This is a genomic window from Arthrobacter sp. BF1, from assembly GCF_056680215.1.
In genome coordinates this window covers 2,072,714-2,088,459 of sequence record NZ_CM155271.1, presented here as the reverse complement: position 1 = coordinate 2,088,459, position 15,746 = coordinate 2,072,714, and the positions used below count along the sequence as shown (strand labels likewise).

Below are 15,746 nucleotides of genomic sequence, written 5' to 3'. Positions count from 1 at the left end.
GGTGGCGAGAGAGGGTCCCTGAGAATCCTGCACGTACTGCGAGAGCGTTCACTATGCCGGTACGAATCCGCATTAAGTGTTAAGTGAGAGAGCGTCCGTCGAAAACCCGCATTAAGTGAGAGAGCGTCCGGGGGGCGGTGGCGGGACTAGCCGATGATGGCGGACCCGATGAACGGATCCACTGCCAGGGCGATGAACAGCAGGGTCAGGTAGCTGATGGAGCCGTGAAACACCTTCATGGCGCGCTTGTCCGGGATGTCCTCGCGCTGAGCCCGGCTGTACAGGGCATGCGACTCGTAGAGGAACCAGGCCCCGGCAAGGACGGCCGTCACGGTGTAGACCCAGCCGGCGCCGCCCGCCGGGACCATCAGCAGCGAGCAAACCACCATGGCCCACGCGTAGAGGACAACCTGGACGGAAACCACCTTGGCACCGGCAATGGCGCCGAGCATGGGCACGTTAGCGTTGCGGTAATCCTCGCCGTAGCGCATGGACAGGGGCCAGTAGTGCGGCGGGGTCCACAGGAAGATCACCATAAACAGGATAATGGCGGGCCACTCCACGCTTTCCGTGACGGCCGCCCACGCAATCACCACCGGGAAGCAGCCCGCAGCCCCGCCCCACACGATGTTCTGTGCGGTGCGGCGCTTGAGGATGAGTGTGTAGATGACCACGTAGAAGAAGATCGCAGCGACCCCAAGCCATGCGGCCAGTGGGTTGGCCCCGAACCAGAGGATGGCGATGGCGGCCACACCGAGCAGCCAGGAGAAGATCAGCGCCTCACGCGGAGTCACCTCGCCGGTGACCAGGGGCCGGTTTTCGGTGCGGTGCATCAGTTTGTCGATGTCGCGGTCAAAGTAGCAATTGAACGCTCCGGCACTTCCGGCGGCAAAAGCGCCGCCCACCAGTGTGGCCAGGATCAGTCCGATCGACGGGAAGCCGCGTTCGGCGAAAATCATGGTGGGCAACGTACTGACGAGCAGCAGCTCGATGACGCGTGGTTTGGTGAGGGCGAAATACGCCTTGGCCTTTCGGGCCAGCCCGGCTCTCCCTCGGGCGGGGGCAGCATTTAGCGGCGTATCGGTTGTGCTCACGGTGGCAGTCACCCGTTCTTGTTGGCAGTTCTGTCTGTCAGTGCAGCTGGATCTCGCGGCCGTTTGCCCTGGTACCCGCCATTGTCATAGGTCAAGGGTCCCGGCAGTACCGCTGGCCCGCAGCCCCCGAAGGGCACGGCCATCCGGCGTCGGCCTCCAAATATCATACCGTGCGCATTTGCAACAGATCCCCGCGTAATAGGCCCAGATGATCGCTCACAGTCCGATTCGAGCAGATTAACTCAACCTCACGGAACACGCATTCACATAAAGCGAAATTGCGTCCAAAACGTGAGATTTGCGCTGCCCGCAGAATGGAATAGAGCTAAGCTGTCACCAGATCAGCACACCAAAAGAACGCAGTGGAAACCGCGTTCCCGTTGGTCAGTGTCTGAGTTATAGATCCACGTTTCGATGGTGAACGGCTGATACACACCGCAGCGGCGCCTCAGCGTGCCACGGACGGGATCCGCCGTGCCGCCATCAGCCTAGAGAGGGGCCCGGTTTTCGTGCCACATTTGGAAGAGCAAGAACTGTCATGGACCAGCTTGGACCAGCGCGCGGTGGACACAGCCCGTGTTCTGGCCGCAGACGCTGTGGAGAGGGTCGGCAACGGCCACCCCGGTACGGCCATGAGCCTGGCCCCGGCCGCGTACCTTCTCTTCCAGAAGCTCATGCGCCACGACCCGCGCAACCCGGACTGGCTGGGACGTGACCGCTTCATCCTGTCACCCGGCCACACCTCGCTGACGCTGTACATCCAGCTGTTCCTGTCCGGCTACGGCCTGGAACTGAAGGACCTGGAAGCGCTGCGTACCTGGGATTCCCTGACACCGGGCCACCCTGAGTACAAGCACACTGCGGGCGTGGAGATCACCACTGGCCCGCTGGGCCAGGGCCTTGCCTCCTCGGTCGGGTTCGCCTACTCACAGCGCCGGATGCGCGGCCTCTTCGACGCCGACGCCGCCGAGGGCAGCAGCCCCTTCGACCACACCATCTGGGTCATCGCTTCCGACGGCGACATGCAGGAAGGCGTCACGTCCGAGGCTTCGTCGCTGGCCGGGCACCAGGAACTGGGCAACCTCGTGGTGATCTACGACGAGAATCACATCTCCATCGAGGACGACACCGACATCTCCTTCACCGAAGATGTCCTGAAGCGCTACGAGGCCTACGGCTGGCACACCCAGCGCGTTGACTGGACCAAGACCGGCGAATACAAGGAAGACGTGCAGGAGCTCTACTCCGCGCTGCTCGCCGCGAAGGCTGAGACCTCCAAGCCGTCCATCATCTCGCTGCGCACCATCATCGGCTACCCTGCCCCGAAGAAGCAGAACACCGGCAAGATCCATGGTTCAGCACTTGGCGCAGAGGAAGTGGCAGGCCTCAAGGAGGTCCTGGGCTTCGATCCGGCCAAGTCCTTCGACGTTGACCAGGACGTCCTGGCCCACGCCCGCGCCGTAGTGGACCGCGGAGCCGCTGCCCGCAAGGAATGGGAAGAGTCCTTCAACGCCTGGCAGGCAGCCAACGCCGAAGGCGCAGCACTCCTGCAGCGCATTGAGGCCCGCGAGCTGCCCGCAGGCCTGGACGCAGCCCTGCCGGTCTTCGAAGCCGGCAAGGACGTCTCCACCCGCGCGGCATCGGGCAAGGTCCTGAACGCTCTGGGCCCGGTCATGCCTGAACTCTGGGGCGGCTCTGCTGACCTGGCCGAGTCCAACAACACCACCATCGAGGGATCGCCGTCGTTCGTCCCGGCGTCCAAGCAGACCGATGCGTGGTCCGGTAACCCGTACGGTCGCGTCCTGCACTTCGGCATCCGCGAGCACGCTGCGGCCTCGATCGTGAACGGCATCTCGCTGCACGGCCGGACCCGCGCCTTCTCCGGCACGTTCCTGATCTTCTCCGACTACCAGCGCCCGGCCATTCGCCTCGGCGCGCTGATGGGTGTCCCCTCGCTGTACGTGTGGACGCACGACTCCATCGGCCTGGGCGAAGACGGCCCCACCCACCAGCCCGTGGAACAGTTGGCCTCCCTGCGCGCCATCGTGGGCCTGGACGTTGTCCGTCCCGGTGACGCGAACGAGGTCGCCGTTGCATGGAAAACCATGCTGGAGAACCACGAAAACCCGGCGGGCATCGTCCTGACCCGCCAGAACATCCCCACCTACGCACGTGGCGAAGGCACGGCCGACGGCGACACCTTCGGTTCCGTTGCCGGCGTCGCCAAGGGTGGCTACGTGCTTGCAGAAGCGGCCAAGGACGGCGCCACCGTCCCCGCCGACGTGATCCTGATCGGCACCGGTTCCGAGGTCCAGCTGGCCGTCCAGGCCCGTGAAGCCCTCCAGGCCGAAGGGATCGCCGCCCGCGTGGTCTCCATGCCGTGCGTCGAGTGGTTCAACAAGCAGGACGCCGCCTACCGCGAGTCCGTCCTGCCCGCCGCCGTCAAGGCCCGCGTCTCCGTCGAGGCCGGGCTGGCCCTGGGCTGGCGGGAGTTCGTCGGCGACGCCGGCCGCTCCATCAGCCTCGAACACTACGGCGCTTCCGCCGACTACAAGCGCCTCTTCAAGGAGTTCGGCATCACCGCGGAGGCAGTCGCCGCCGCCGCCAAGGACTCCCTCGCCGGCCTGCAGGCCTAACCCAGAATTCAGGAGATAACACCATGACTACCCCTACGCAGCAGCTCTCCGACGCCGGAGTATCCATCTGGCTTGATGACCTTTCCCGCAGCCGCCTCGAAACCGGCACGCTGCGCAAGCTCATCGAAGAAAAGAACGTGGTTGGTGTGACCACCAACCCGTCCATCTTCCACGCCGCCATCACTTCGGGCTCGGACTACGACGCCACCATCGCTTCCCAGGCAGCGGCCGGGGCAACCATCGAGGAGACCATCTTCGAAATCACCACCACCGATGTCGCCGACGCCTGCGATCTGTTCGCCCCCGTGGCAGCAGCGACCAAGGGTGTTGACGGCCGCGTGTCCATCGAAGTTGACCCGCGCCTCGCCTGGGACACGGCCGGCACCATCGCCGAAGCCAAGCACCTCTACAAGAAGGTCAACAAGGACAACGTCCACATCAAGATCCCGGCAACGATCGAAGGCCTGGAGGCGATCACCGCCACCCTCGCCGAGGGCATCAGCGTGAACGTGACGCTGATCTTCTCGCTGGAGCGCTACCGGGCTGTCATCAACGCTTTCCAGTCCGGCCTGGAGCAGGCCAAGGAGAACGGCCACGATCTCGCGAAGATCCACTCCGTCGCCTCGTTCTTCGTCTCCCGCGTGGACTCGGAAATCGACAAGCGCCTCGACGCCCTCGGCACTGACGAAGCCAAGGCACTCAAGGGCAAGGCAGGCGTTGCCAACGCCCGCCTCGCCTACCAGGTCTACGAAGAGCTGTTCGCCACCGAGCGCTGGACGGTGCTGGCCGAAGCCGGTGCACTTCCCCAGCGTCCGCTGTGGGCTTCCACCGGCGTGAAGGACCCGGCCTACCCGGACACCCTGTATGTCACCGAACTCGTCGCCCCGGGCGTAGTGAACACGATGCCGGAGAAGACCCTCGACGCCACGTTCGACCACGGAGTGGTCACCGGTGACACCGTCTCCGGCACCTACGCGGACGCCAACGCCACGCTGGACGCACTGGAAGCGCTGGGCATCTCCTACAACGAGGTTGTTGCCCTCCTCGAATCCGAAGGCCTGGACAAGTTCGTGGCGAGCTGGAAAGAACTGCTGGCCGACGTCGAAGGCGCCCTTGCCTCTGCACGGAAGGTTTCCTAACCCACCATGAGCACACTCAGCTACGACGCCACCGGTGCCGCACAGCAGGCACTCGAGCAGCACCTGCCCACCCTTGTGGCGGACCGCATTGCCACCCGGATCTTCGCCAAGGACCACACTCTGTGGGGTCCCGACGCCGAAGCCGAGTCCGCTGTCCGCCTTGGCTGGGTCGAGGCGGCCACCGTCTCGCAGGCCCTTGTGGGCAGCATCCTCGAGCTCCGCGATGCCCTGAAAGCCGATGGCGTGAGCCGCATCGTGCTGTGCGGCATGGGCGGATCCTCGCTGGCTCCCGAGGTGATCGCGGGCACCGCTGGCGTCGAGCTGACTGTGCTGGACAGCACGGACCCCGACCAGGTCCGCGCCGCCCTCGCCGACCGGCTGGCCGAAACCGCGATTGTGGTCTCGTCCAAGTCCGGTTCCACGTTGGAAACCGATTCCCAGCGGCGCATCTTCGAACACGCCTTCAACGAGGCCGGTATCGACGCGAAGAGCCGGATCATCATCGTCACCGATCCCGGTTCCCCGCTGGACAAGGCATCGCGTGAAGCCGGCTACCGTGCCGTCTTCAACGCAGACCCGAATGTCGGCGGCCGGTACTCGGCCCTCACCGCCTTCGGCCTGGTTCCTTCGGGCCTGGCCGGTGTTGATATCCAGGCGTTCCTGGATGAGGCCGAGGAAGCCGCCGAGATCCTCAATGACGACGCCCCGGAAAACATCGGGCTGGCCCTCGGGACGGCCCTCGGCGGAACCAACCCGCTGCGCAACAAGATTGTCATCGCCGAGGACGGCTCCGGCATCGTGGGGTTCGCCGACTGGGCTGAACAGCTCATCGCCGAATCCACTGGCAAGCTCGGCACCGGCGTCCTGCCGGTGGTGGCCGGTCCCAACTCCCCGGAGGTCACCTCCGGCGCCGGCGACGTCCTGGTAGTCCGGCTGGTAGCCGCCGATGCCGACGTCGAACTCGGTGAAAACGAAGTGGCCATCGCCGGTGGCCTCGCCACCCAGATGATGGTGTGGGAGTTCGCGACCGCCGTTGCCGGACGGTTGCTCGGGATCAACCCGTTCGACCAGCCTGACGTTGAAGCGGCGAAGGTGGCCGCCCGCGGCCTGCTGGATGCCCAGCCCGCGCCCACGCCGGCTGCATTTGTTGACGGCGCCATCGAGGTCCGCGGCGGCGACTGGCTCCGCGGTGCAGCCACTGCGGAGGAAGCCGTGGGCGCCCTCCTCGGGACGCTCGATGACGACAGCTACCTCAGTGTCCAGGCCTACTTTGACCGGTTGGCGTTCGCCGGGCTGGAAGGCATCCGCGATCAGCTCGCCGACGCGAGCGGCCGCCCTGTCACGTTCGGGTGGGGACCGCGCTTCCTGCACTCAACCGGTCAGTTCCACAAGGGCGGCCCCGCCATCGGCGTCTTCCTCCAGGTCACCGCGGCCCCCGCAGAGGACCTTGCCATCCCGGACCGTCCCTTTACTTTCGGCGAACTGATTAGCGCCCAGGCCGCCGGCGATGCCCAGGTCCTGGCCGGTCACGGCCGGCCCGTCCTGCGCCTGCACCTCACCGACCGCGCCGCCGGCGTCGCACAGCTGCAGGGCATCATCGCAGCCCTGGGCTCCCGGTCCGCATCCGTCACCGACAACTAAGGTTCCACAGCAACCATGCCAGAAACTGAAAACGGCAGAACGTCCGGGCTGCGTTCCGGAAAATCGGGGCGCAATCCGCTTCGGGATCCGCGGGATCGCCGCCTGAACCGGATCGCCGGTCCGTCCTCGTTGGTGCTCTTTGGAGTGACCGGTGATCTTGCCCGCAAGAAGCTCATGCCCGCCGTGTACGACCTGGCGAACCGGGGCCTGTTGCCGCCGAGTTTCGCGCTGGTCGGTTTCGGCCGGCGCGGCTGGAGCCATGAGGAGTTCGCCGCGCAGGTGGAGGAATCCGTGCGGGCTTATGCGCGGACGCCGTTTGATGAGGCGGTGTGGAACCAGCTTTCCGAGGGCATCCGTTTTGTCCAGGGCGAGTTCGACGACGACGACGCGTTTGAGCGTTTGGGTGAGACGATCGCTGAGCTCGATGAGGTCCGCGGAACGCGCGGTAACCACGCCTTCTACCTCTCGATCCCGCCGAAGGCGTTCGAGCAGGTCTGCCGGCAGCTCTCCAAGCATGGCCTCGCGCAGGCCGACGGGGAGAAGTGGCGCCGCGTGGTCATCGAGAAGCCGTTCGGGCATGACCTGGAGTCCGCCCGGCAGTTGAACGACATCGTTGAGTCAGTGTTCCCGCCGGATGCGGTGTTCCGCATCGACCACTACCTGGGCAAGGAGACGGTGCAGAACATCCTGGCGCTGCGTTTCGCGAACCAGCTGTTCGAACCGTTGTGGAACGCGAACTACGTGGACCACGTCCAGATCACCATGGCTGAAGACATCGGCACGGGCGGGCGGGCCGGATATTACGACGGCGTGGGCGCGGCCCGGGACGTGATCCAGAACCACCTGCTTCAGCTGCTGGCCTTGACCGCGATGGAGGAGCCCATTTCCTTCAACGCCGATGACCTGCGCGCGGAAAAGGAAAAGGTCCTTGCCGCGGTCAAACTGCCGGAGGACCTGTCCACGCACTCAGCGCGCGGGCAGTTCGCCGGTGGCTGGCAGGGCGGGGAACAGGTCCAGGGCTACCTGGAGGAAGAGGGCATCCCGGCCGATTCGAAGACCGAAACCTTCGCGGCGATCCGGGTGGACATCCACACCCGCCGCTGGGCGGGGGTCCCGTTCTACCTGCGGGCCGGCAAGCGCCTGGGCCGCCGCGTGACTGAAATCGCTGTGGTGTTCAAACGGGCCCCGAACCTGCTGTTCCGTGACCACGGCGAGGATGACTTCGGGCAGAACGCCGTGGTCATCCGGGTCCAGCCCGATGAGGGCGCCACGATCCGGTTCGGGTCCAAGGTCCCGGGCACCCAGATGGAAGTCCGCGATGTGACCATGGACTTCGGTTACGGGCATTCCTTCACCGAATCGTCCCCGGAAGCCTATGAGCGGCTGATCCTGGACGTGCTCCTCGGTGAGCCGCCGCTGTTCCCGCGGCACGAGGAAGTGGAACTGTCCTGGAAGATCCTGGACCCGTTTGAAGACTACTGGGCCGGGCTCGACGAACAGCCTGAACCCTACGCCCCGGGCAGTTGGGGCCCCGCCTCCGCGGATGAACTGCTGGCCCGCGACGGACGAACCTGGAGAAGGCCATGATTGTAGATTTGCCGGACACCACCACCTCCAAGATCTCCAAAAAGATGATGTCCCTGCGTGAGCAGGGCGGCGTCATTGCCTTGGGCCGGGTCCTGACCCTCGTGGTCGTCACCCGGTCGGGGCTGGAGGAGGAAGCAATTGAGGCCGCGAACGAGGCCAGCCGGGAACACCCTTGCCGGATCATCGTCCTCGCCGACGCCGGCTCCGAGGCGCCCAACCGGCTTGACGCACAGATCCGCGTGGGCGGCGACGCCGGCGCCTCGGAAGTCATTGTGCTCCGCGGCTACGGCGAACTCGCCCACGAGTCCGAATCCCTCGTTGCCGCACTGCTGCTCCCGGACGCCCCGATCGTGGCCTGGTGGCCGCACGGGGCGCCCGAGAACGCCTGCGAAACCTCCGTGGGCCGGATCGCGCACCGCCGGATTACCGACTCGGCAAACGAACCGGACCCCCAAAAGGCGCTGGAGAACATCCGGAACACCTACAAGGCCGGGGACACCGACCTCGCCTGGACCAGGCTGACGAACTGGCGGATCCAGCTCGCGGCCGTCCTGGACCAGGTGGACTCCTCCCCCGTCACCGCCGTCGCCGTCGAGGGGGCCTCGGACTCACCGAGCACCATCCTGCTCGCGGCGTGGCTCACCCTGGCTTTGGAGGCGCCCGTGACCATCGTCGCGGACCCGGCCGGTACCGGCATCCGCCGCGTCCGGCTCAGCCGCCGCAGCGGCGACGTCCAGCTCTTCCGGCCCGGCCTGTCCATCGCGGAACTGACCCAGCCAGGCCAGCCCGCGCAACGCATCTCACTGCCCCGCCGCAGCCTCAAAGACTGCCTCGCCGAAGAGCTCCGCCGCCTCGACCCCGACGAGGTTTTCGGAGAAGTGATTACTATTGGACTTCCACGTACCAATCTAAGGAGCGTCCGGCCAAGTGAGCGTTGAGCCCAGAGTAAGCATCCACCCTGATTCGTCCGTCCTGATGGCCGCCATCGCAGCGCGCCTGATCACCAAGCTCGTGGACGTGCAGGACAAGTACGGTGAGGCCACAGTTGTGCTGACCGGCGGCACAGTGGGCATCGGTACGCTGAAGGCTGTGGCGGACTCGCCGGCGGCGCCCGCCGTCGACTGGTCGAAGGTCAATTTCTGGTGGGGTGATGAGCGCTTCGTCGCGGCGGACGATCCCGACCGCAACACCAGGCAGGCATTTGATGCCCTGCTCGCGCACATTCCCGTTGACCCGGCCAGGATCAACCAGCCCGCGTCCACGGACGACTTTGGCACCCCCGAGGAAGCCGCGGAGGATTACGCGCGGCGGCTGCGGGAGGCAGCCGCGGCTGAACACGCTGCAGACATGTCAGATGACCGGCCCGATGAAGCAGGTCAGCTCCCCCGGCTGGACGTGGTGCTGCTTGGTGTCGGCCCGGACGCCCACGTGGCCTCGCTGTTCCCTGAGCAGGGCGGAATCCGGGAAAAGGAACGGACGGTGGTGGGTGTGCGCAACTCGCCCAAGCCGCCGCCGCAGCGGATTTCCCTGACCCTGCCCGCCATCAACACGGCCGCTGAGGTCTGGATGGTGGTGGCCGGGGAGGACAAGGCCGGAGCCGTTGGCCTGGCGCTGGCCGGCGCCAATCCGGTGCAGGTGCCCGCGGCAGGGCCGCGGGGAACGTCCCGTACGCTCTGGCTTATCGACGAAAACGCTGCCTCAAGGGTCCCGCAGCAGCTCGTCCGGAAGGACGCGGCTGGCGCGTAGTTTTTCGAGCGCTCCGGCCAGGACGTCTTCGGCGTCCTGGTCGGAGCGCCGCTCTTTAACATACTCAAGGTGGCTCTTGTAGCCCTCTTCGAACTGTTCGTCCCGGGCAGCTTCCTGGCCGTCCCGCGACGCCGGGGCACCGCACCGCCGGCAGTCCCAGCTGGAGGGGATCTGCTCATCAGGCAGTCGGAGAAAAACCAGCTGTGTCTCATGGCCCTTGGCACACCAGTATGTGACCTGGATCCGGGGTACTCTTTCGCCCGAGGCAGCTTCGGACTGGTTCTTGGGACCGGAGCCCTCTGTCACACCCACCCGGGTGCCGCGGAACGCTGACGCACTATGTACCATCGGGACTCCTGGCTGGTTAAACGAAACTGTGGCTGTTGGAACCCAACAGCCACAGTTTAGTTCGGAGACTCCCGTGGCGGCAGTGCCGGACCACGATCAGTTGAGAGGCTAGGAGTCGCCTGCGCCGCTGAACCGCATCAACAGTCCCAGGGCGATGATCACGACGCCCCACGTGATGCCAAGGACCACGGTAAACCTGTTGAGGTTTCGCTCCGCTACGCCTGAAGAGCTTAGGCCGGAACTCATACCGCCGCCGAACATGTCAGACAGCCCGCCGCCCCGTCCCTTGTGAAGCAGGATAAGGAAGGTCAGCAGAAGGCTGGTGATGCCCAGGAGAATCTGCAGAATGACATGAAGAACGTCCACGACGGCCTTTCAGAAGATTGGAATTGCGGGAGCCAGGTGCTGCTGACGGACTAGTCCGTCAGCGGGTGACTCTCGAACCTGACAATATTAGCAAACTCCGCAGGGTCCAGGCTGGCCCCGCCCACCAACACGCCGTCAACGTCGCGTTCGTTCAGGATCGCAGCAACGTTGTTTGCCTTGACCGAACCGCCGTAGAGCAGCCGGATCTTCGCCGCGACGTCGTCCCCGAAGATGGTGGCGAGTTCGGCGCGGATGGCTGCGCACATTTCCTGGGCATCTTCCGGTCCGGCAACTTCCCCGGTGCCGATGGCCCAGACGGGCTCGTAGGCCACTACGAGCCCAGTAGCCTGCTCGGCGCTGAGTCCTGCAACGTCGGCGCGCAGCTGGGTCAGGGTGTGCTCAACGTGTGTTCCAGCCTGCCGGATTTCCAGCCCTTCGCCGACGCAAAGGACGGGGGTGACGGCATGCTTGTACGCTGCCTGGACCTTGGCATTAAGCACCTCGTCTGATTCGTTGTGGATGGTGCGGCGTTCGCTGTGCCCCACCAGCACGTACCGGCACCCGAGCTTGTTCAGGAACTGGCCCGAAATGTCGCCGGTATAGGCTCCGGAGTCGAACTGGGACAGGTCCTGCCCACCGTAGGCAATGTCCAGTTCGTCGCCCTGGACCAGGGTCTGCACACCGCGGAGGTCGGTGAATGGCGGAAAGACCGCAACCTCCACACGGTTGTAGTCGTGCTTGGCGTCGGACAGCGTCCAGGCGAGTTTCTGCAGGAGGGTGATGCCCTGGACATGGTCCATGTTCATCTTCCAGTTGCCCGCAATGAGAGGCGTGCGGTCAAAAGCGCCGTTCGTTGACGTAGTCACGTGTTCTCCAAAGACTTGATATGTGTGCGGCCGGCAGGGTGCCCGCGGGCTCCCTGCCGGCCGGAGGACTTGGCAGTCCGGATTCCTAGCGGTCCAGGACGCTCAGTCCCGGGAGTTCCTTGCCTTCAAGGTATTCCAGGCTGGCGCCGCCGCCGGTGGAAATGTGGCCAAACTGGTCATCAGCAAAGCCCAGCGTGCGGACGGCCGCGGCGGAGTCGCCGCCGCCAACCACAGTGAACGCCTCGGCTTCGGTCAGCGCCTTGGCCACGGCACGGGTTCCGCCGGAGAACGCTTCGAACTCGAAGACGCCCATGGGCCCGTTCCAGAAGACCGTCTTGGCACCCTTGATCCGGTCAGCGAAGGCCGCCGCAGAGTCCGGGCCGATGTCCAGGCCAATGCCCTGCGCGCCGAAGCTGCTGCCCTCGATGCCGTCCGCGGGGACGGTTTCGTGGTCCGCGTCTGCGGCGAACTTGCCGGCCACCACAACGTCGGTGGGCACGATGAACTCCGTGCCGGCGTCCGCTGCCCGCTTGAGGTAGTCCTGGACGACAGGGATCTGGTCTTCCTCCAGGAGGCTGCCGGCCACGCTGTGGCCCTCCGCTGCGAGGAAGGTGAACAGCATGCCGCCGCCCACCAGGATGGTGTCGGCCTTGCCGATGAGGTTGTCAATGACTGCCAGTTTGTCGGAAACCTTGGAACCGCCGAGGACAACAACGTACGGGCGCTGCGTGTCGGTTGTCAGCTTCCGCAGTACCTCCACCTCGGTGTGCACGAGGTCGCCCTGGTAGGACGGCAGCCGCGTGGCGACGTCGTAGACGCTGGCGTGCTTGCGGTGCACGGCACCGAAGGCGTCGTCAACGTATGCGCCGTTGTCACCGGTCAGTGCCACCAGTTCGTCTGCGAAGGCTCCGCGCTCGGCGTCGTCCTTGCTGGTTTCGCGGGCGTCGAACCGGACGTTCTCCAGCACAAGCACCTGGCCGTCCGTCAGGGAGGCGGACAGCTCTTTGGCGGAGTCGCCTACCGTGTCACCGGCGAGGGTGACACTGAACGGCGCAAGCTCCGCCAGCCGCGACACGGCAGGCTTGAGTGAGTATTTTACGTCCGGAGCGCCCTTGGGGCGTCCGAGGTGGGCTGTTACCAGCACGCGGGCACCGGCGTCCGTGAGCTTCGTCAGCACTGGCAGGGAGGCCTTGATGCGGCCGTCGTCAGTCACTGTAGAGCCGTCGAGCGGCACATTCAGGTCACTTCGAACCAGAATGTACCGCCCGCGGACACCTTCAGCGATCAGTTCGTTGAGGGTGTGGAATGTCATGTGTCTAACCCTAGCCCAGCTTGGCTGCGACAAGCTCCGTCAGGTCCACGAGGCGGTTGGAGTAGCCCCATTCGTTGTCATACCAGGAAACAACCTTGACCTGGTTGCCGATGACCTTGGTCAGGCCGGAGTCAAAGATGGACGACGCCGGGTCCCCCACGATGTCGGAGGAGACGATCGGCTCGTCCGTGTACGTCAGGAAGCCCTGGAGCGCCTCGGATTCGGACGCCTTCTTCAGTGCTGCGTTGACCTCTTCAACGGTGGTCTCGCGGGAGACGGTGACGGTGAGGTCGGTGGCGGAACCGGTGGGGACGGGTACGCGGATGGCGTAGCCGTCCAGCTTGCCCTTGAGTTCCGGCAGGACCAGGCCGATTGCCTTGGCCGCACCGGTGGAGGTGGGGACCATGTTGATGGCAGCGGCGCGGGCGCGTCGGAGGTCCTTGTGCGGGCCGTCCTGGAGGTTCTGGTCGGCAGTGTAGGCGTGGATGGTGGTCATCAGGCCACGCTCGATGCCGAACTCGTCGTTAATAACCTTGGCCAGCGGGCCCAGGCAGTTGGTGGTGCACGAAGCGTTGGAGATGATGTGGTGCGCGGCGGAGTCGTACAGGTTGTCGTTGACGCCCATCACGATGGTGATGTCCTCGTCCGAGGCGGGCGCGGAGATCAGGACCTTCTTGGCGCCGGCATCGATGTGCTTCTGCGCGTCGGCGGCCTTGGTGAAGAAGCCGGTGGACTCGATGACGATGTCTACGCCGAGTTCGCCCCAGGGAAGCTTGGCAGGATCGCGCTCCGCGAGGACCTTGACCACATTGCCGTTAACGACGATGTTGCCGTCCTTGACCTCGATGGTTTCCTTCAGGCGGCCGCCTACGGAGTCGTACTTGAACAGGTGGGCCAGGGCCTCCGGGCTGGTGAGGTCGTTGACTGCCACGATCTCGAGGTCAGCGCCCTGTGCGAGTGCTGCGCGGAAGTAGTTGCGGCCGATGCGGCCGAAGCCGTTGATACCAATACGGGTCGTCACTTTTTCAGTCTCCTTGGTGCTTGATGAAGCACAACTAGTTGAGCGGGCGTTGAAGCCAACTAACAGATCCCGCACGCCATTGGGCAGAGATGATTAACAGAACGGAGGGCGACCAGCCACGTTGCTGAAGGCTGACCGCCTTCCGTGATCCATCTTACGTTTAACTAGGTCCGCCCCCGCAAGTGCGGGGGCGGACCTTCCACAATCCAGCCGAAATCACGCCGAAATGTGAAGTTTGTTACAGGCGCATGTACCGCGCGTCACTACGGCAGGGTGATGAGACCCGTGGCGTTGGCGCGTGCAGCGTCGAAGCGCTTGGCGACGTCGGCCCAGTTGACGATGTTCCAGAAGGCCTTGACGTAGTCAGCCTTGACGTTGACATAGTCCAGGTAGAAGGCGTGCTCCCACATGTCGAGCATGAGCAGCGGCGTGGTGCCGAGTGCCACGTTGCCCTGCTGGTCGTAGAGCTGTTCGATGACCAGGTTGCCGCCGATGGGTTCGTAGGCCAGGAAGCCCCAGCCCGATCCCTGCAGGCCGAGTGCGGCTGCTGAGAACTGGGCGCGGAACGCGTCAAAGGAACCGAACGCGTCGTCGATGGCTGCGGCCAGTTCGCCTTCGGGCTTGTCGCCGCCGTCCGGGGACAGGTTCTTCCAGAACACCGAGTGGTTGACATGGCCACCGGTGTGGAACGCGAGATCCTTGGACAGGCGGTTGATGTTGGCGAAGTCGCCCTTGTCGCGTGCTTCGGCCAGCTGCTTCAGCGCGTTGTTGGCGCCGGCAACGTAGGTTGCATGGTGCTTGCTGTGGTGCAGCTCCATGATGCGCGCCGAAATGTGCGGCTCAAGCGCGGCGTAGTCGTAGTCAAGTTCGGGCAGTACGTACTCGGTCACAAAATCCTCCAATATCGTGGACGGGTTCGTCCGGTTTGCTAACTCTCGGATTGTGCATCCGGATGACAGGCATCCGGAAAATCGTGGTGAACGCTCTGATTCTAGGGCGCTGCTACTCGTCCAGCATTTCAGGCGTCACATTGGCGTCCGTGCCGGGGATGCCGAGGTCGATGGCCCGTTTGTCCGCCATGGCCAGCAACCGGCGGATCCGGCCGGCGATGGCGTCCTTGGTCATGACAGGATCGGCCAGTCGCCCCAGCTCATCCAGGCTGGCCTGCTTGTGGGCCACCCTGAGTTCGCCGGCGTATTTGAGGTGGTCCGGGACGTCGTCGCCCAGGATCTCCAGGGCACGGTCCACCCGGGCGCCGGCGGCCACGGCCGCCTGGGCGGAGCGGCGCAGGTTGGCGTCGTCGAAGTTGGCGAGCCGGTTGGCGGTGGCACGGACTTCCTTGCGCATCCGGCGTTCCTCCCAGACCATCAGGGCGTCGTGGGCGCCCATGCGGGTGAGCAGGGCAGCGATGGTGTCGCCGTCGCGGATCACTACGCGGTCCACTCCCCTGACTTCGCGCGCCTTCGCCTGGATGCCAAGGCGGCGGGCAGCACCCACGAGGGCCAGAGCGGATTCGGGTCCCGGGCAGGTGACTTCCATGGAGGATGAGCGGCCTGGTTCGGTGAGTGAACCGTGGGCCAGGAAGGCGCCGCGCCACACGGCCTCCGCGTCAGCGGCGGAACCGTTGACAACCGCTGACGGCAGGCCCCGCACCGGACGCCCGCGGCCGTCAAGTAGCCCCGTCTGCCGGGCCAGTGATTCACCGTCCCGGACTACCCGCACCACGTAGCGGCTGCCGCGGCGCAGGCCGCCGGCGGACACCACGATGATTTCACTCTGGTGGCCGTAAACCTCGGCGATGGCTGCGCGCAGGCGGCGGGCGGTGGACGCGAGGTCCACTTCCGCCTCGATCACGATCCGGCCGGAGATGATGTGCAGCCCGCCGGCGAACCGGAGCATCGCGGAAACCTCAGCCTTGCGAACCGAAGATTTCTTGATGTCCAGCCGGGACAGTTCTTCCTTGACCGATGATGTCAGTGCCATGGCACCT

Annotated in this window: 14 protein-coding genes; 6 read left to right on the top strand and 8 right to left on the bottom strand. The window is 65.1% G+C overall.

Going from position 1 to position 15,746, the window contains the following annotated elements:
• Positions 1–146 precede the first annotated feature (146 nt).
• A complete protein-coding gene (locus AC1MCD_RS09765) occupies positions 147–1,106 on the bottom strand; it encodes a heme o synthase (RefSeq protein ID WP_498678022.1) in 960 nt (319 codons plus the stop codon).
• A gap of 506 nt (positions 1,107–1,612) precedes the next feature.
• Between AC1MCD_RS09765 and tkt the strand changes: the two genes are divergently transcribed.
• The 6 genes from tkt to pgl are packed head-to-tail and all read left to right on the top strand — an operon-like array spanning position 1,613 to position 9,843.
• A complete protein-coding gene (gene tkt, locus AC1MCD_RS09760) occupies positions 1,613–3,730 on the top strand; it encodes a transketolase (RefSeq protein ID WP_498678274.1) in 2,118 nt (705 codons plus the stop codon).
• A gap of 23 nt (positions 3,731–3,753) precedes the next feature.
• Positions 3,754–4,869 (top strand): transaldolase, encoded by a 1,116-nt coding sequence (gene tal, locus AC1MCD_RS09755; RefSeq protein ID WP_498678020.1) that lies wholly within the window; start codon positions 3,754–3,756, stop codon positions 4,867–4,869.
• A gap of 6 nt (positions 4,870–4,875) precedes the next feature.
• Entirely contained in the window at positions 4,876–6,510 is a 1,635-nt protein-coding gene (locus AC1MCD_RS09750; protein WP_498678019.1) for a glucose-6-phosphate isomerase, read from the top strand.
• Between the two features lie 15 nt (positions 6,511–6,525).
• Positions 6,526–8,097: a glucose-6-phosphate dehydrogenase gene (gene zwf / locus AC1MCD_RS09745; RefSeq protein ID WP_498678017.1), complete on the top strand. Its 1,572-nt coding sequence runs from the start codon at positions 6,526–6,528 to the stop codon at positions 8,095–8,097.
• Complete coding sequence (locus AC1MCD_RS09740) at positions 8,094–9,035, top strand: glucose-6-phosphate dehydrogenase assembly protein OpcA (RefSeq protein WP_498678016.1); 942 nt, start codon at positions 8,094–8,096, stop codon at positions 9,033–9,035. The genes zwf and AC1MCD_RS09740 overlap by 4 nt, the downstream gene beginning before the upstream one ends.
• Before the next feature lie 37 nt (positions 9,036–9,072).
• Positions 9,073–9,843: a 6-phosphogluconolactonase gene (gene pgl / locus AC1MCD_RS09735; RefSeq protein WP_498678272.1), complete on the top strand. Its 771-nt coding sequence runs from the start codon at positions 9,073–9,075 to the stop codon at positions 9,841–9,843.
• On the opposite strand, the gene AC1MCD_RS09730 is transcribed toward pgl, so the two are convergent.
• The 7 genes from AC1MCD_RS09730 to whiA all read right to left on the bottom strand — a co-directional run bounded on the left by AC1MCD_RS09730 (position 9,796) and on the right by whiA (position 15,739).
• Complete coding sequence (locus AC1MCD_RS09730) at positions 9,796–10,191, bottom strand: RNA polymerase-binding protein RbpA (protein ID WP_498678015.1); 396 nt, start codon at positions 10,189–10,191, stop codon at positions 9,796–9,798. The genes pgl and AC1MCD_RS09730 overlap by 48 nt on opposite strands.
• A gap of 108 nt (positions 10,192–10,299) precedes the next feature.
• Entirely contained in the window at positions 10,300–10,557 is a 258-nt protein-coding gene (secG, locus tag AC1MCD_RS09725; RefSeq protein ID WP_498678013.1) for a preprotein translocase subunit SecG, read from the bottom strand.
• 50 nt (positions 10,558–10,607) lie between these two features.
• Complete coding sequence (gene tpiA / locus AC1MCD_RS09720; RefSeq protein WP_498678012.1) at positions 10,608–11,423, bottom strand: triose-phosphate isomerase; 816 nt, start codon at positions 11,421–11,423, stop codon at positions 10,608–10,610.
• Between the two features lie 85 nt (positions 11,424–11,508).
• Complete coding sequence (locus AC1MCD_RS09715; protein WP_498678010.1) at positions 11,509–12,735, bottom strand: phosphoglycerate kinase; 1,227 nt, start codon at positions 12,733–12,735, stop codon at positions 11,509–11,511.
• Between the two features lie 10 nt (positions 12,736–12,745).
• The gene (gap, locus tag AC1MCD_RS09710; RefSeq protein ID WP_498678008.1) at positions 12,746–13,756 is read right to left on the bottom strand and encodes a type I glyceraldehyde-3-phosphate dehydrogenase; all 1,011 of its coding nucleotides are present in this window, start codon (positions 13,754–13,756) and stop codon (positions 12,746–12,748) included.
• A 263-nt stretch (positions 13,757–14,019) separates the two neighbouring features.
• Entirely contained in the window at positions 14,020–14,646 is a 627-nt protein-coding gene (locus AC1MCD_RS09705; RefSeq protein ID WP_498678007.1) for a superoxide dismutase, read from the bottom strand.
• 112 nt (positions 14,647–14,758) lie between these two features.
• Positions 14,759–15,739, bottom strand: coding sequence for a DNA-binding protein WhiA (whiA, locus tag AC1MCD_RS09700; protein WP_275215064.1), 981 nt, complete (start codon positions 15,737–15,739; stop codon positions 14,759–14,761).
• Positions 15,740–15,746 lie beyond the last annotated feature (7 nt).

What these genes read in the sequence shown, in the direction of transcription:
- zwf (WP_498678017.1), top strand. Translation starts at nt 6,526, where the DNA reads ATGCCAGAAACTGAAAACGGCAGAACGTCCGGGCTGCGTTCCGGAAAA.
- pgl (WP_498678272.1), top strand. Translation starts at nt 9,073, where the DNA reads ATGGCCGCCATCGCAGCGCGCCTGATCACCAAGCTCGTGGACGTGCAG.
- AC1MCD_RS09740 (WP_498678016.1), top strand. Translation starts at nt 8,094, where the DNA reads ATGATTGTAGATTTGCCGGACACCACCACCTCCAAGATCTCCAAAAAG.
- AC1MCD_RS09750 (WP_498678019.1), top strand. Translation starts at nt 4,876, where the DNA reads ATGAGCACACTCAGCTACGACGCCACCGGTGCCGCACAGCAGGCACTC.
- whiA (WP_275215064.1), bottom strand. Translation starts at nt 15,739, where the DNA reads ATGGCACTGACATCATCGGTCAAGGAAGAACTGTCCCGGCTGGACATC.
- AC1MCD_RS09715 (WP_498678010.1), bottom strand. Translation starts at nt 12,735, where the DNA reads ATGACATTCCACACCCTCAACGAACTGATCGCTGAAGGTGTCCGCGGG.
- AC1MCD_RS09730 (WP_498678015.1), bottom strand. Translation starts at nt 10,191, where the DNA reads ATGGTACATAGTGCGTCAGCGTTCCGCGGCACCCGGGTGGGTGTGACA.
- tal (WP_498678020.1), top strand. Translation starts at nt 3,754, where the DNA reads ATGACTACCCCTACGCAGCAGCTCTCCGACGCCGGAGTATCCATCTGG.